The organism is Stenotrophomonas sp. LARHCG68, assembly GCF_052871705.1.
Genome location: NZ_JBIXJV010000008.1, coordinates 67149 through 81910, shown reverse-complemented (window position 1 = coordinate 81910; position 14762 = coordinate 67149). Strand labels below are relative to the sequence as shown.

The following is a 14762-nucleotide window of genomic DNA, read 5'->3' as shown; positions in this document are numbered from 1 at the left end:
ACGTTGAATGGAGGCCTGGGTCGGAATCGAACCGGCGTACGCGGATTTGCAATCCGCTGCATAACCACTCTGCTACCAGGCCAAACTCTTTACAGGCTGACCAGAAGAACCTTCTGACCATTAAAAAACCCCGCCAGGGGTTTTTCGGAATTTTGGAGCGGGAAACGAGACTCGAACTCGCGACCTCAACCTTGGCAAGGTTGCGCTCTACCAACTGAGCTATTCCCGCTTGGGATGCCGTGCATTCTACAGACTTCGTAACAATTGCACCAGCTTTTTAACAAATTTCTTCACAGCGACCGGAGGGCTATCGCACTCCGCAAGGACCCCGGACGGGCTTGCCAGCACCTCCGGAAAACCCCTCACGCATCCTGTCGAAAACAACGCTCTTCTCGACATTGGAGCGGGAAACGAGACTCGAACTCGCGACCTCAACCTTGGCAAGGTTGCGCTCTACCAACTGAGCTATTCCCGCTTGGGAGGCGAAATTCTACATGCATTCGCCTACCTGTCAACCACCTTTTTCCGGGTCTGTTCGCGTGCCACCCGCTCGTCTTCGCGCAGGCTGGGCCAGGCGGCATGCAGGTACTGCACGCCGGAAACCAGCGTCAGCAACGCGGCGATCGCCAGCATCCAATCCCCGATATGGAAAATGGGCGCCCCCATCCAGATCGTGGTGAATGGCGTGTTCGGCGACACCGAATACAGCAGGCACAACAAGGCAATCATCTGCGCGGTGGTCTTGACCTTGCCGATCATCGCCACCCGCACCTTGGCACGCTGGCCAATCTCGGCCATCCACTCGCGCAGCGCAGACACCGCGATCTCCCGGCCGACGATCACCGCCGCCCAGAACGCCATCCACGGCGTGGGATGTCCCTGCACGATCAGGAACAGCGCCACGGCCACCATCAGCTTGTCAGCCACCGGATCCAGGAAGGCGCCGAACGCGGAATGCTGTTCGTAGCGCCGGGCCCACCAGCCATCCAGCCAGTCGGTGATGGCCGCCAGGCCGAAGATCGCCGCCGAGGCGAAATTGGTCCAGGCGTACGGGAGATAGAACACCAGGACCAACACCGGGATCATCAGGATCCGCAGCAGCGTCAGCCAGGTGGGGATGGTCAATTTCATTGAAACGTTACTCCGCTGCCGGGTCAGGCACCGACAGACCATGAAGGTTAGCGTAGATACGCGCGGCCAGGGCGTCGTTGATGCCTTCCACCCGTGCGATCTCGGCCTCACCGGCGGCCTTGAGCCCGGCCATGCCGCCGAAATGCTTGAGCAGGTTGGCGCGACGGCGCGGACCGATGCCCGGGATATCCTCCAGCTTGCTGGTCATGCGCGCCTTTTGCCGCCGTCCGCGATGGCCGGTGATGGCGAAGCGGTGCGCTTCATCGCGCACCTGCTGAATGAACTGCAACGCCGGCGAGGCCGCACCCGGGCGGATCTCGCGCCCGTCCGGCAGCACCAATGCCTCGTGGCCGGCCCGGCGTTCCACGCCCTTGGCCACGCCCACCAGCATCACCCCCTCCACGCCGAGGTCGGCCAGGGCGGCCTGCGCCTGCGCCAACTGGCCGGCACCACCATCGATCAGCAGCACGTCGGGCAGCACGCCGCCCTCCTCCACCGCGCGCCGGAAACGGCGATCGATGGCCTGGTGCATGGCGGCGTAGTCGTCACCGGGTTCGATGCCGGTGATGTTGTAGCGCCGGTACTGCGCACGCACGGGGCCAGCCGCGTCGAACACCACGCACGAGGCCACCGTTGCTTCGCCCATCGTATGGCTGATGTCGAAACACTCCACGCGCTTGACCGGCTCGGGCAGCCCCAGCATGTCCCGCACTGCCTCGCTGCGTGCGTGCTGGGCGCCACGGCTGTCCATCTCCGCGACCAGGGTGATCTGCGCGTTGCGGCTGGCCAGCTCGACATAGCCGGCACGCTCACCGCGCACGTTCCATTTCAATGCCACCTTGCGCTCGGCGGAGGCACTGAGCGCGGCCTCGATCATCTGCGCATCGGGGATCTCACGGTCCAGCAGCACTTCCGGCGGCGGGCCGTGCTCGATGTAGTACTGCGAGACGAATGCCGCCAGCACTTCCTCCGCACTGTCCTCGCCATTGGTGCGCGGAAAGAACGCGCGTGTCCCCAGGTTGCGGCCATCGCGGAAGGCCAGCAGCATCACGCAGGCACTAGCGCCCTGGGTCGCACAGGCCAGCACGTCCAGGTCCGCCGCACGCCCGTCCACGTACTGGCGGTTCTGCATGCTGCGCAGCGACGCCACCAGGTCACGCAGGCGCGCGGCACGCTCGAACTGCAGGGCATCACTGGCCTGCTGCATGGACTGCACCAGCTCGTCGGCCAGCTGGTCGCTCTTGCCCTCCAGGAACATCGCGGCCTGGCGCACCGATTCGTCGTAGTCCTGCTGCGGCACCAGTTCCACGCAGGGCGCGCTGCAGCGGCCGATCTGGTACTGCAGGCACGGCCGCGAACGGTTGCGGAACACGCTGTCCTCGCAACTGCGCAGCTTGAACAGCTTGTGCATGAGGTTCAGCGTCTCGCGGACCGCACCCACGCCCGGATAGGGGCCGTAGTAGCGCCCGGGGATCGCCCGGGGGCCACGGTGCAGGGCGATGCGCGGCCACTGCTCGCGCGTCAGCAGCACCTGCGGGTAGGTCTTGTCGTCGCGCAGGGACACGTTGTAGCGCGGCGTCAGCGACTTGATCAGCTGGTTTTCCAGCAGCAGCGCCTCGGCCTCGGTGCGGGTGACGGTGACGTCCATCCGCGCGACCTGCGAGAGCATCATCATGATGCGCGTGCTCTTGGGCGAGCCGTTGAAGTAGCTGCCCACGCGCTTGCGCAGCGCGCCGGCCTTGCCGACGTACAGCAGGGTGTCGTCGGCGGCGTACATCCGATACACGCCGGGCGCGGTACTCAGCGCCGCCGCAAAGGCCTTGCCATCGAACGCGGGGAGGCTTTCCTGCTTCATCCTTCGATCGGCACGTCGCTCAGCTCGCCACTGAGCGGGTCGAAACGCAGCACCGAATGCGCATCGGTCTCGGCGATCCAGATCGCGCCGGCCGCCAGGCCCAGCGCGCATGGCCCGTGCAGGCGCCGTGGCAGGTTGACCGTGGCCAAATCGCCGCCGCCCAGGCGCAGGGTACGCAAGGTACCGTTGCCGGAATCGGCGATCCACAGCATTGGCGAGTCCGGTCCCTTGGCGATCGCCATCGGGAACTGCAGGCGGGCGTTCAGGCGCGGGCCGTCGACGTTGCCCGATTCCCAGGGGCCCTGCCCGACCAAGGTCTGCACCAGGTCGTTGCGCAGTTGCACCGAGCGGATCGCCGAGCCCAGCGAATCACACACGTACAGGGTCTGCTGCACCGCCACCACGCTGGTCGGCTGCGCGAACGCGGCCAGGTGACCGCTGCCATCACGCACTTCGACCGAGCCTGCGCCCGAGCGCCAGCGCAGCTCGCGGGTGCCCAGGTCATAACTCCAGATATGGTTGTCGCCAGCCATGGCGATGTGGACCTGGTTGTCGGCGACGGCCACGTCGGCCGGGTGGTTGAGCGGGCTGTCCCATGGCTGCGCCAGCACCCCGGCGCGCGGGTCGCCCACGCGTCCGGTGCCGCACAGGGTGTCGACCTGGCCACTGCTCAGGTTGATCCGACGCAGGGCGTGGTTGCCGGTGTCGGCCACGTACAGTACGTCACGCACCAGCGCCAGGCCCTGCGGCCGGTTGAAGGCCGCCTCACCCACGCCGCCGTTGATCAGGTCGGCGCTGCCAAGGCCGAACTGGCGCAGCACGCGACCAGCGTGATTGCACTCCAGGATGCGATGGTTGCCGGTATCAGCCACATACAGGCGCTCTTCGGCGACCGCCAGGCCGGCCGGGAAGCGCAGCGGCAGGCGCGGCTCCGGGTTGATCTCGCGGGCGCCGTAGGCCTCGTCGTCCAACGGTTGCGCCACGCCATCACAGAGCGCGTTCAACACGCGTTCCGTGTCGCCGCCGGCACCACCGCCCACCAGACGCTCACGTTCCACGCCGTATGCATCAAGCAGCACCAGCGTCGGCCATGACTGCACGTCGAACGCACGCCAGGCATCCCATTGCGCATCCAGCACGATCGGGGCCGAGATGCCCTGCCGGCGCAGCAGCTTCAACGCCTGCTGCGGCTCACGTTCAAACTCGAAACGCGGCACCTGCACCACCACCAGCTGCAGCCGACCCGGATTGCGCGCCTGCCAGCCGGTCACCTCGGCCAGGCGTTGCATCGACCATATCGACGCGCCGTTGACGAAGGCGAGCGCCACAGGACAACCCCGCAGTTCCTGCAGGGTAGCGGGGGCGGCGTTGAGCCAGATGCCGGTCTTGGGCAGTTCCAGTAGGCGTTTTTCGTTCATGTCGGGATTATGCCGGAGTCGTCTCGCCGCAACAGGCGCTGGACGGTTGCCCGTGCGGCGGCATCGACCAGCGCCCAGCTCTGTTCAAAATCCTCCTGCCCACCGTAATACGGATCGGGCACCACCGTGGCCCCGGCAATACCGGCCCAGGGCAGCCACAACACCGCGCGTTCACGCGCATGCTCGGGGGCCAGCGTCCGGGCCTCGGCCAGATTGTCATGATCGGCGCAGAGGATGTAGTCGAAATCGAAGAAATCCTCGCGGCGCAGCTGGCGACCACGCAAGCTCGAAATGTCCACGCCGTGACGCTGCGCACAGGCTACCGCGCGTCGATCCGGCGGCTCGCCGGCGTGCCAGCCGGAGGTTCCCGCCGAGTCCACGCTGATCCAGTCCAGTCGCGCCTGCGCGATGCGGGCGCGCAGGGCCCCTTCGCCCATCGGCGAACGGCAGATGTTGCCCAGGCAGACCACCAACAGCCTCAAGGCGCTCCTCGCATCAGGGCATCGGCACGGGCCAGGTCCTCGGCAGTATCGATGCCGGGCGGGAACGGTGCAGGTGACAACGCCACCGCGATCCGGAAACCGGCCTCCAGCACCCGCAACTGCTCCAGCGATTCGACCTGTTCCAGCATGCCCGGCGGCATCGCCGCGAACTGCTGCAGGAAGCCGGCACGATAGCCATAGATGCCGATATGGCGCAGCCAGCTGCCGGCCGGCAGCTCGTCCCGCGAGCGCGCGAACGCATCCCGATGCCACGGGATCGGTGCCCGGCTGAAATACAACGCGTCGCCGCCGGCAGTCCGCACCAGCTTGACCACGTTCGGATCGAACAGGGTCGGCGCGTCCTCGACCGGGGTGGCCAGCGTCGACATCGGCGCGCCACTGTCGGCCAGCACGCTGGCGACGGCCTGGATACCCACCGCCGGGGCGAACGGCTCGTCGCCCTGCAGGTTGACCACGATCACGTCGTCCGCCCACCCGGCCTGCCGCGCACATTCGGCCAGACGATCAGTACCGGAGGCGTGGCCGGGATCGGTCATCGCGACATGGATGCCGTCCAGCCCAGCGACGGCATCGGCGATGCGCGCATCGTCGGTTGCCACCCAGACCTCGCGAGCACCGGCATCCAGCGCCCGTCGCGCGACATGCAGCACCATCGGCTCGCCGTGGATCAGCGCCAGCGGTTTGCCGGGCAGACGGGTGGAGGCATAACGGGCCGGGATGGCCACGACGAACTCGGGAAGCTGCTTCATTTGAACTCCTTGCATGCGGCGACCAACGCGCCAGCGCGTACACCGTCGGTGCCCTCGGGCACCTGCCCTTCACCCGCGTGCCAGCTTGCCCAGGCGGTCCAGCAACGCCACCCAGAACGCGGCCGGCAGCTCGGCCTGCAGCGGTACCGCATAGTGCCAGCGATTGGCGAAGCGCTGGCACTTCACCGCATCCTTCTCGGTCATCAGCACCGGCAACTCGCTGCCGAAGGACAGGTCACCGGCCTGGTAACGATGGTGGTCGGCGAAGGCATGCGGCACCACACCGATGCCACGCGCACGCAGCATCTGGAAGAACCGCTGCGGATTGGCAATACCGGCCACGGCATGCACGCGCTGGCCGGCGAAGGCCTGCAGCGGCTGGTCCCGTCCACCATTGAGCGGATGGGCGGTATCGATGCGCAGGCGCATGGTCCATTCACCGAAGCCGGAGGCCACCGCCTGCTCCGGCGCATCACTGGCCTGGCCCAGGTTGACCACGCGGAAGTCGCAATCGCGCGCGCGCGCGGCCGATTCGCGCAGGGGCCCGGCCGGCATCATGCGGCCGTTGCCGTAGCGGCGCGCCGCGTCCACCACTTCGATCTCGATATCGCGCGCCAACCGGTAGTGCTGCAGGCCGTCATCACAGACAACCACATCACAACCGGCCTCCAGCAAAGCCTTGGCCGCCGCGACCCGATCACGGTCCACGCGCACCGGCACGCCGGTCTTCCAGGCAATCAGCACCGGCTCATCGCCACCCAATGCCGGCTCCATGTCCGGGGTGATCCAGCGTGCCGTGCCTGCGTCATCGCGGCCATAGCCGCGGCTGGCCACGCCAGGTTTCCAGCCGGCTTCACGCAGGCGCGTGACCAGTTCGATGGTCAACGGCGTCTTGCCCGTACCGCCAGCAGTGATGTTGCCGACCACGATCACCGGCACCGGCACCTGCCGGCGCCGCAACCAGCCGCGCTGGTACAACCACCGACGCAGGCCAGAGACCGCGCCATACAAGGGAGCAACCACACGGGCCGCCAGCGGTACCGGAGCGTCGTCGTACCACCAGCCCGGGGTCTGCGGGCCTCGCTTCTCCATCAGTCCTGGCTCTCCCGGAACTGCATGCGGTACAGGTGCTCATACAGCCCACCCAGCGCCAGCAACTGCTGGTGGGTGCCACGCTCCACGATGCGCCCCTGGTCCATCACCAGCACCTGGTCGGCATGCTCGATGGTGGACAGCCGGTGCGCGATCACCAGCGTGGTGCGGTCGGGCATCAGCTTCTGCAAGGCGTCCTGGACCAGTCGCTCGGACTCGTTGTCCAGCGCTGCGGTGGCTTCGTCCAGGATCAGGATCGGGGCATCCTTGAGCATGGCGCGGGCAATGGCCAGACGCTGGCGCTGGCCGCCGGAGAGCTTGCCGCCCTTGGCGCCCACCTGCGCCTGCAGGCCCTCGGGCAACTGCTCGACGAACTCCATTGCATTGGCACCGGCAACCGCATCATCCACCTGTTCGGCGCTGCGCTTGTGCAGTTCGCCGTAGGCAACGTTCTGCGCGATGCTGCCGTTGAAGAGGGTGACCTGCTGGCCGACCAGAGCGATCTGCCGGCGCAGGTCGGCCAGCCTGTAGTCCTGCAACGGATGACCATCCAACAGGATCTGACCGGCCTCGACCTCGTAGAAGCGCGGGATCAGCTTGATCAGCGTGGACTTGCCGCTGCCGGACCGGCCGACGATGGCGGTCACGGTGCCGGGTTTGGCGATGAAGCTGATGTCTTCCAGTGCGGGTCGCGGCTGCCCCGGATACCGGGCGGTGACATCACGGAACTCCAACAGCCCCTGTGCGCGTTGCAACGGCACGGTTCCGCTGTCGGGCTCGTCCTGCGCATCCAGCACGGTGAACAGGCGCTGCGCCGAGGCGATGCCACGCTGGGTCATGTTCTGCACGTTGGTCAGCTGCTTGAGCGCGGGGATGATGGCCATCATCGCCATCATCAGGCCTACGAAGTCACCCACGGTCAGGCGTCCGGCCGCCGCTTCATGGCTGGCGATCAGCAGCAATGCCGCCAATCCGACCGAGCCCATCAGCTGCACCATCGCCGAGGAGATGCTGCGCGTGGCCTCCACCTTCATTGCCAGGCGCAGGTTGGTGTTGGCCAGGTTCTCGTAGCGTTCCAACTCGTTCTGCTGGGCACCGTAGATCTTCACTTCCTGGTTGGCCGACAGCGTCTGGTCCGCGGCCTGCAGCAGCTCGGCACCGCTTTCCTGGATACGGTGGCTGATGCGCCGGTAGCGCTTGGCGACCTTGTTCATCACCCATGCCAGGGGCGGGGCGAGCACGAAGATGGCCAGCGTCACCTGCCAGCTCAGCCATAGCATCACGATCAACGAGCCCAGGGCCTGCAGCGACTGCTGCAGTACGACCTTCATCGCGTCCACCGCAGCCTGGGCGACCTGGTCGCTGTCCGAGCCCAGCCGCACCAGCATCGAAGGCACCGGTTCGTTGTCAAAGCGCTGGCCCGGCAGCCGCAGGTACTTGCCCAGCACCTTCACCCGCAGGTCGCGGGCGATGCTGCGCGCTGCCTTGCCCATGCCGATATCGGTCAGGTAGCCAGCGATGCCGCGCACCATGAACAGGCCCACGATCGCCAGCGGCATCCAGATATTGATCTCGGTCGGGTTCACTAGGCTGTTGGTGACCGGCTTCATCATCAGGACGAAGTAGCTGCCCGCGCCTGCCTCCACGAGCATGCCCAGGCCGGCCAGCAACAGCAGCCCACGATACGGCGTGGCGAAGCCCAGCAGACGCCGATAGGTATGCCAGGCGGAGTCTTCGACGCTCACTGCTTCACTTCCGGCGCGGTGGCGATGGCGATGCGGCGGAAGCCCAGCTGGCCCAGTGCGTCCTGCGCGGTCACCACGGCCTGGTACGGCGTGCGCGCGTCGGCGCGCAGCAGCACGGTCTGCTCGCGGTCATCGCCGCCGGCCTGGGCCAGCACCTGCTTGAGCGACTCCACGTCGGTGCGCAGCACTTCCTGGTCGTTGACGAAGTAACGGCCGTCGGCATTGACCAGCACGCTCAGCGAGCGCGGCGGCGCACTGTTCTTCTGGTCGCTGGCGGTCGGCAGCTGCACCTGCAGCGTCGAACGCGCATCGAACGTGGTGGTGACCACGAAGAAGATGATCAACACCAGGATCACGTCGATCAGGGGAACCAGATCGATATGCGGTTCATCCGAGTGGCGGTTTTCGCGGATGCGCATCGGGGCTCAGGCCTTTGCAGTCGCGGCAGGCTTCTGTGCGGCCACGCCCTTGGCCGCCGCCATCACCGCCGGTCGGCCATCAAGCGAATCCAGCAAGGCGCTGGCTTCCTGCTCCATCTCGATCACGTAGCCGTCGATGCGGCCACGGAAGTAGCGGTGGAACATCAATGCCGGGATCGCCACGATCATGCCGGTCGCGGTGCACACCAGTGCCTTGCCGATGCCGCCGGCGAGCTGGTTCACGTCACCCACGCCATGGTCGAGGATGCCCAGGAACATCTGGATCATGCCGACCACCGTGCCGAGCAGGCCCAGCAGCGGACCGGCCGAGGCAATGGTGCCCAGGGCATTGAGGAAGCGGCCCATCCGATGCACCAGGTGACGGCCGGTGTCCTCGATGCGCTCACGGATCTGCTCACGCGGCCGGTTGCGCGCTTCCAGCGCGGCCGCCAACAGGGCACCCAGCGGGGAATTGGCGCGCAGCGAGGCGATGTGCGAGGCGTCGAGCTTGCCGCGCGCGGCCCAGTTGCGGACCTCCTCGCCCAGGCCCGGCGGCAGCACTTCGTTACGCCGCAGGCTCCAGAAACGCTCCAGGACTATCGCCAAAGCCAGCACACCCAACAGCAGCAGCGGCAGCATCGGCCAGCCGCCAGCCTTGACCAGTTCCCACACGTTTCAACCCTCCGGCTCGATGGCCGCCTGTTTGCTGGTCGATAGGATAGCAGCCGCCCGCGCCCGCTCCGCGGCATCCCAGCCACGTGAGCGCCAGATCCGCCTTTCACGAAGCTGGATACCCCCTTTCCCCAGCCACACCCGCACCGCGCCACTGCCTGCGGTTTCCAGCAGTTCAGCCCCGCTGCGTTGCCAGCGCTCGCGCACGTCCGCACGTGGATGACCGAACCGGTTGGCGTGCCCGGCCGATACCACGGCCAAGCGCGCGCCGGTGGCGGCAATGAACGCCCGCGTCGACGACCCGCCACTGCCGTGGTGCGGCACCAGCACCACATCGGCCCGCACCGCGCGCGGCGAGCGCCTGACCAGCCCCTGTTCGATCACCGCACCGATGTCGCCGGTCAGCAGGGCCACGCCGTAGGGACCGCCAACGCGCAACACGCAGCTGGACTCGTTGCGCAGGTAGGGGAAGCCGGCGGCAGGATGCAGGAACTCGAACTGCACCCCGTCCCACCACCACTGCCGCCCTGCCTCGCAAGCTGCTGCTTCCGCCCCGGGCATGCCCGGCGGCCCCAGCAACGGCACTCCTGGCATCTCCGCCTGCACCGCCGCCGCCCCGCCGGCATGGTCATGATCACCATGGCTGAGCACCAACCGGTCCAGCCGACGCACACCCAATGCACGCAATGCTGGCACCACCACCCGCTCGCCGGCGTCGAAGCCATCGCGCACGGCCGGCCCGGCGTCGTACAGCAGGGCATGCGCACGGCTGCGCACCAGCACCGACAGCCCTTGGCCGACATCCAGCACCACGATCTCGAACTCACCGTCGCCGGGCAGCTCACGCCACGGCAGCAACAGGGGCAACCACAGCAGCAGTGCCAGTCCACGCCCCGGCACGCCGCGCGGCAACAGCATCCAGAGTGCCCCCAACAACGCCAGCGGCAGTGCGAACCACGCCGGCTCCGGCAGCCACCATAGCGACAGGCGGCTATCGGCCAGGGTTTCGAACAACGGCCACGACAGATCAAAACACCACGCCGACGCCCGCCACGGCAGCGCACCGGCCCCGGTCCAGAGCGCCTCGGCCGCCGTTCCCAGCAGTGCCAACGGCACCACGACCAGGCTCCACCACGGGATGGCGACCAGATTGGCCAATGGCCCCACGGCCGAGGCCTGGCCGAACAGCAGGACAGTCAACGGCAACAACCCCAGCGTCGCCACCCATTGCGCCGACAAAAATCCCCGCAGCCAATGCAGCCGCTCCGGCAGGCATGCGGCCAACAGCGCCACGCCGGCGAAGCTCAGCCAGAATCCGGCCACCAGTACCGACAAGGGATCCACCGACAGCACGGCCAACGCGGCCAGCCCCAGGCTTCCGGTCACACTGACCGGACGACGCCACAGCCGGGCCAGCACGATCACCCCGATCATCAGCACCGTACGTACCGTCGGCAACGCGAAGCCCGCTGCCGCTGCATAGACCAGTGCCACGAGGAAGGCTCCGATGGCCGCCGCCTGCAGCCGCGGCAACCAGCGTCCCAGGCCAGGCAGCAACCACCACATCCCGGCGACCAGCCATGCGCCGCAGACCGCGACCATGCCGACGTGGAATCCGGAGATCGCGATCAAGTGGGTCAAGCCGGTCGCGCGCAGGCGCTGCCAATCCAGTTCACCCAGGCCGCGTGTATCACCCAACGCCAGTGCCTGCACATAGCGCGCGGACCCGGCCCCTACGCCGCCGGCGATACGGTCACTGACCGCCTCACGCCATGCCTGCAACCCCGTGCCCGTGGCCAACCGCCGCGGCGCAGGCAGCACGCGCACCACGCCGTTGGCCACCAGCCGCAAGGCCAGCGCATGCCGTTCGGCGTCGAACCCGCCAGGGTTGCTCAAGCCCCGCGGCGCACGCAGCCGGACCTGCAACTGCCACCTCTCCCCCGCCCGCAGCTCCAGCCGCCTCCCCGGCGAGGAAGCACCGAACGGGTCATACCATGCCAGCTGGAGGCGCTGCCCACGCAGCACGGCCGGCTGGGCAACGTCGTCGTCCACGCGGAAATGGAACCGGGTGCGGCGCACCTCATGCTCGGGCAGGCTGACTACCTCGCCGCGCACCAGGAACTCCCGCCCCTCCATGGTGGCGGGCAATTGTGCCTGCAGACCGCTGCCCATCTGCACCCCCATCCAGCCCACGCCGGCCAGCAATGCCCCCGGCCAACGGCGGCCCCGCAGGCGCCACCAGCCCAGCAGCCCGACCAGCAGCGCCAGCCAGTCCAGGGGCGATTGCAACAGTGCCGGCGCCCAGGCCACCGCGCAGACCCCCAGCAGGACGCCCGCCGCCACGGCCTTGCCCAGGACTGGCACGCCCTCGCGCCCGGACGCCTCTTCGGCCATGTTGTCCATGCCTTCGCCCCGTCACCATCCCAGAGCGCATGCTGTTCCGCGGCCCGATGCATCCCCATCGGTCAAACCGGGCCATCGCGGTCGGGCGAACCCGGGGGCCGCCGTGCAGACCCGTCGTCCACTTTCCTGCAGGCAAAAGAAAAGCGGGCACAAGGCCCGCTTTTCTTCAGCGCAACACCGCGACCTTACTCGGCCGGGGTGCCCTCGCCTTCTTCCACGGCCTTCATCGACAGGCGGATACGGCCCTGCTTGTCGACTTCCAGCACCTTGACCTTGACCACATCGCCTTCCTTCAGCTTGTCGCCGACCTTCTCGACGCGCTCGCTGGAGATCTGCGACACGTGGACCAGGCCGTCCTTGCCCGGCAGGATCGTGACGAACGCACCGAAGTCCATGATCTTGGCGACCTTGCCTTCGTAGATGCGGCCCGGCTCGACGTCCGAGGTGATCTGCTCGATGCGGGCCTTGGCGGCCTGGGCAGCGGCATTGTTCACCGAGGCGATGGTGATGGTGCCGTCGTCCTGGATGTCGATCTGGGTGCCGGTTTCCTTGGTGATGGCCTGGATGGTCGAGCCACCCTTGCCGATCACTTCGCGGATCTTGTCCGGGTGGATCTTGATGGTCAGCAGGCGCGGCGCGTAGTCCGACAGCTCGGCACGCGGGGCGGTCAGCGCATGGGCCATTTCGCCCAGGATGTGCAGGCGGCCGGCCTTGGCCTGTTCCAGCGCCTTCTTCATGATCTCTTCGGTGATGCCTTCGATCTTGATGTCCATCTGCAGCGCAGAGACACCTTCCGAAGTACCGGCCACCTTGAAGTCCATGTCGCCCAGGTGATCTTCGTCACCCAGGATGTCCGACAGCACGACGAAGTTGTCGCCTTCCTTCACCAGGCCCATGGCGATACCCGCCACCGGTGCCTTCACCGGCACGCCGGCGTCCATCAGGGCCAGCGACGAACCGCAGACCGAGGCCATCGACGAGGAACCGTTGGATTCGGTGATTTCCGACACCACGCGAATGGTGTACGGGAACTCTTCCAGGGTCGGCATCACGGCCAGCACGCCGCGCTTGGCCAGGCGGCCGTGGCCGATCTCGCGGCGCTTCGGCGCGCCGAAACGGCCGCACTCACCCACCGAGTAGGGCGGGAAGTTGTAATGGAACAGGAAGTTTTCCTTGTACTCACCGGCGACGGCGTCGATGACCTGGCCGTCACGGGCGGTGCCCAGCGTGGTGACCACGATGGCCTGGGTCTCGCCGCGGGTGAACAGCGCCGAGCCATGGGTGCGCGGCATCACGCCGGCCTTCACGGCGATCGGGCGCACGGTGTCCAGTGCACGGCCGTCGATGCGGACCTTGGTGGCCAGCACCGAGTCACGCATGGTGTGGTATTCCAGCTCGCCGAATTCCTTCGACAGCTCGGCCGGGTTCCAGCCTTCGGCGGCAACGCGGCCGGCCAGCGACTCGAGCACGTCCTTCTTGATCGCGGCGATGGCGTCGCGGCGCTGCAGCTTGTCGCGCACCTGGAAGGCTTCGCCCAGCTTGCCACCAACGGCTTCCTGCAGCGCGCTGATCAGCGCGGTGTTCTTGGCCGGGGCAACCCAGTCGCTCGGCTTGGTGCCGGCTTCGACGGTCAGCTCGTTGATCGCGTTGATGACCTTCTGCATTTCGCGGTGACCGAAGGTCACGGCGCCCAGCATCACTTCTTCGGACAGCAGCGCGGCTTCGGATTCGACCATCAGCACGGCATTGGCGGTACCCGCGACCACCAGCTCCAGCTGCGATTCCTTCAGCTCCGACACGGTCGGGTTGAGGATGTACTGGCCGTCCTTGTAACCGACCTTGGCGGCGCCGATCGGACCCTTGAACGGGGTGCCGGCCAGCGACAGCGCGGCCGAGGCACCGATCAGGGCGGCGATGTCACCATCCACTTCCGGGTTCAGCGACATCACCGTGGCGATGATCTGGACTTCGTTCTTGTAGTCTTCCGGGAACAGCGGGCGGATCGGGCGGTCGATCAGGCGCGAGATCAGCGTTTCCTTCTCGGTCGCACGGCCTTCGCGCTTGAAGAAGCCACCCGGGATACGGCCACCGGCGTAGAACTTTTCCTGGTAGTCGACGGTCAGCGGAAAGAAGTCCTGGCCTTCGCGCGCGCTCTTGGCGGCGACGGCAGTGACCAGCAACACGGTGTCGTCCATCTTGACGATGACGGCGCCGCTTGCCTGACGGGCGATTTCGCCGGTCTCAAGCGTGACGGTGTGTTTGCCGTACTGGAAGGTTTTGGTGATTTTTGCCACGGGGAATCCTTGAAATGCTTCATCAGATGGACCGCTGACGACCCTTGCCGTCATCGGGTGGCCGGGCGGGTCCGGCCGATCTACTGCGATTTTGAAACTGCAAAAACAAAACCGCGGCGCATCGCTGCGCCGCGGCGGGAAGTCTATTAGCGGCGCAGGCCGAGCTTTTCAATCAGCGCCTTGTAGCGCTCGACGTCCTTCTTCTTCAGGTAGTCGAGCAGGCTGCGGCGGCGGTTGACCATCTGCAGCAGGCCACGGCGGCTGTGGTGGTCCTTCTTGTGTTCCTTGAAGTGGCCGGTCAGCAGTTCGATGCGGGCGGTCAGCAGGGCCACCTGGACTTCCGGCGAACCGGTGTCGTTGGTGCCGCGGGCGTTGGCTTCAATAACCTTCTGGGTGTCGATCGACATTTCGTGTTTTCTCTTGGATGCGTGGCCGGCAGGAACGTACTGGACGCACCGCGCAGCTCGCCGATTGATAGAAC

General features: G+C 66.9%; 11 protein-coding genes, 3 tRNA genes and 1 pseudogene. All 15 read right to left on the bottom strand.

Annotated features, from left to right (window positions below; translation table 11 throughout):
* Positions 1 to 8: 8 nt before the first annotated feature.
* Positions 9 to 82 (bottom strand) — tRNA-Cys (locus ACIPR8_RS18880).
* Between the two features lie 71 nt (positions 83 to 153).
* A tRNA-Gly gene (locus ACIPR8_RS18875) sits at positions 154 to 229 on the bottom strand.
* A gap of 170 nt (positions 230 to 399) precedes the next feature.
* Positions 400 to 475, bottom strand: a tRNA-Gly gene (locus ACIPR8_RS18870).
* 29 nt (positions 476 to 504) lie between these two features.
* Positions 505 to 1131 (bottom strand): CDP-diacylglycerol--glycerol-3-phosphate 3-phosphatidyltransferase, encoded by a 627-nt coding sequence (gene pgsA, locus ACIPR8_RS18865; RefSeq protein ID WP_446541994.1) that lies wholly within the window; start codon positions 1129 to 1131, stop codon positions 505 to 507.
* A 7-nt stretch (positions 1132 to 1138) separates the two neighbouring features.
* Positions 1139 to 2986, bottom strand: coding sequence for an excinuclease ABC subunit UvrC (gene uvrC / locus ACIPR8_RS18860; protein ID WP_446541993.1), 1848 nt, complete (start codon positions 2984 to 2986; stop codon positions 1139 to 1141).
* Entirely contained in the window at positions 2983 to 4404 is a 1422-nt protein-coding gene (locus tag ACIPR8_RS18855) for a hypothetical protein (RefSeq protein WP_446541992.1), read from the bottom strand. Before ACIPR8_RS18855 ends, uvrC begins: the two co-directional genes overlap by 4 nt.
* Positions 4401 to 4886, bottom strand: a complete 486-nt coding sequence (locus ACIPR8_RS18850; RefSeq protein WP_446541991.1) for a low molecular weight protein-tyrosine-phosphatase — start codon at positions 4884 to 4886, stop codon at positions 4401 to 4403. The genes ACIPR8_RS18855 and ACIPR8_RS18850 overlap by 4 nt, the downstream gene beginning before the upstream one ends.
* Positions 4883 to 5656, bottom strand: coding sequence for a 3-deoxy-manno-octulosonate cytidylyltransferase (kdsB, locus tag ACIPR8_RS18845; protein ID WP_446541990.1), 774 nt, complete (start codon positions 5654 to 5656; stop codon positions 4883 to 4885). The genes ACIPR8_RS18850 and kdsB overlap by 4 nt, the downstream gene beginning before the upstream one ends.
* Positions 5657 to 5725: 69 nt before the next feature.
* Positions 5726 to 6748: a tetraacyldisaccharide 4'-kinase gene (gene lpxK, locus ACIPR8_RS18840; RefSeq protein ID WP_446541989.1), complete on the bottom strand. Its 1023-nt coding sequence runs from the start codon at positions 6746 to 6748 to the stop codon at positions 5726 to 5728.
* Positions 6748 to 8493, bottom strand: a complete 1746-nt coding sequence (gene msbA, locus ACIPR8_RS18835) for a lipid A export permease/ATP-binding protein MsbA (RefSeq protein ID WP_446541988.1) — start codon at positions 8491 to 8493, stop codon at positions 6748 to 6750. The genes lpxK and msbA overlap by 1 nt, the downstream gene beginning before the upstream one ends.
* A complete protein-coding gene (locus ACIPR8_RS18830; protein ID WP_132864328.1) occupies positions 8490 to 8912 on the bottom strand; it encodes an ExbD/TolR family protein in 423 nt (140 codons plus the stop codon). The genes msbA and ACIPR8_RS18830 overlap by 4 nt, the downstream gene beginning before the upstream one ends.
* Before the next feature lie 6 nt (positions 8913 to 8918).
* Positions 8919 to 9584, bottom strand: coding sequence for a MotA/TolQ/ExbB proton channel family protein (locus tag ACIPR8_RS18825; protein WP_192286179.1), 666 nt, complete (start codon positions 9582 to 9584; stop codon positions 8919 to 8921).
* Positions 9478 to 11987 (bottom strand): annotated as a pseudogene (locus ACIPR8_RS18820) (DNA internalization-related competence protein ComEC/Rec2). Before ACIPR8_RS18820 ends, ACIPR8_RS18825 begins: the two are co-directional and overlap by 107 nt.
* 185 nt (positions 11988 to 12172) lie before the next feature.
* Complete coding sequence (gene pnp, locus ACIPR8_RS18815) at positions 12173 to 14281, bottom strand: polyribonucleotide nucleotidyltransferase (protein WP_446541987.1); 2109 nt, start codon at positions 14279 to 14281, stop codon at positions 12173 to 12175.
* Between the two features lie 146 nt (positions 14282 to 14427).
* The gene (gene rpsO / locus ACIPR8_RS18810; protein ID WP_132864332.1) at positions 14428 to 14688 is read right to left on the bottom strand and encodes a 30S ribosomal protein S15; all 261 of its coding nucleotides are present in this window, start codon (positions 14686 to 14688) and stop codon (positions 14428 to 14430) included.
* Positions 14689 to 14762 lie beyond the last annotated feature (74 nt).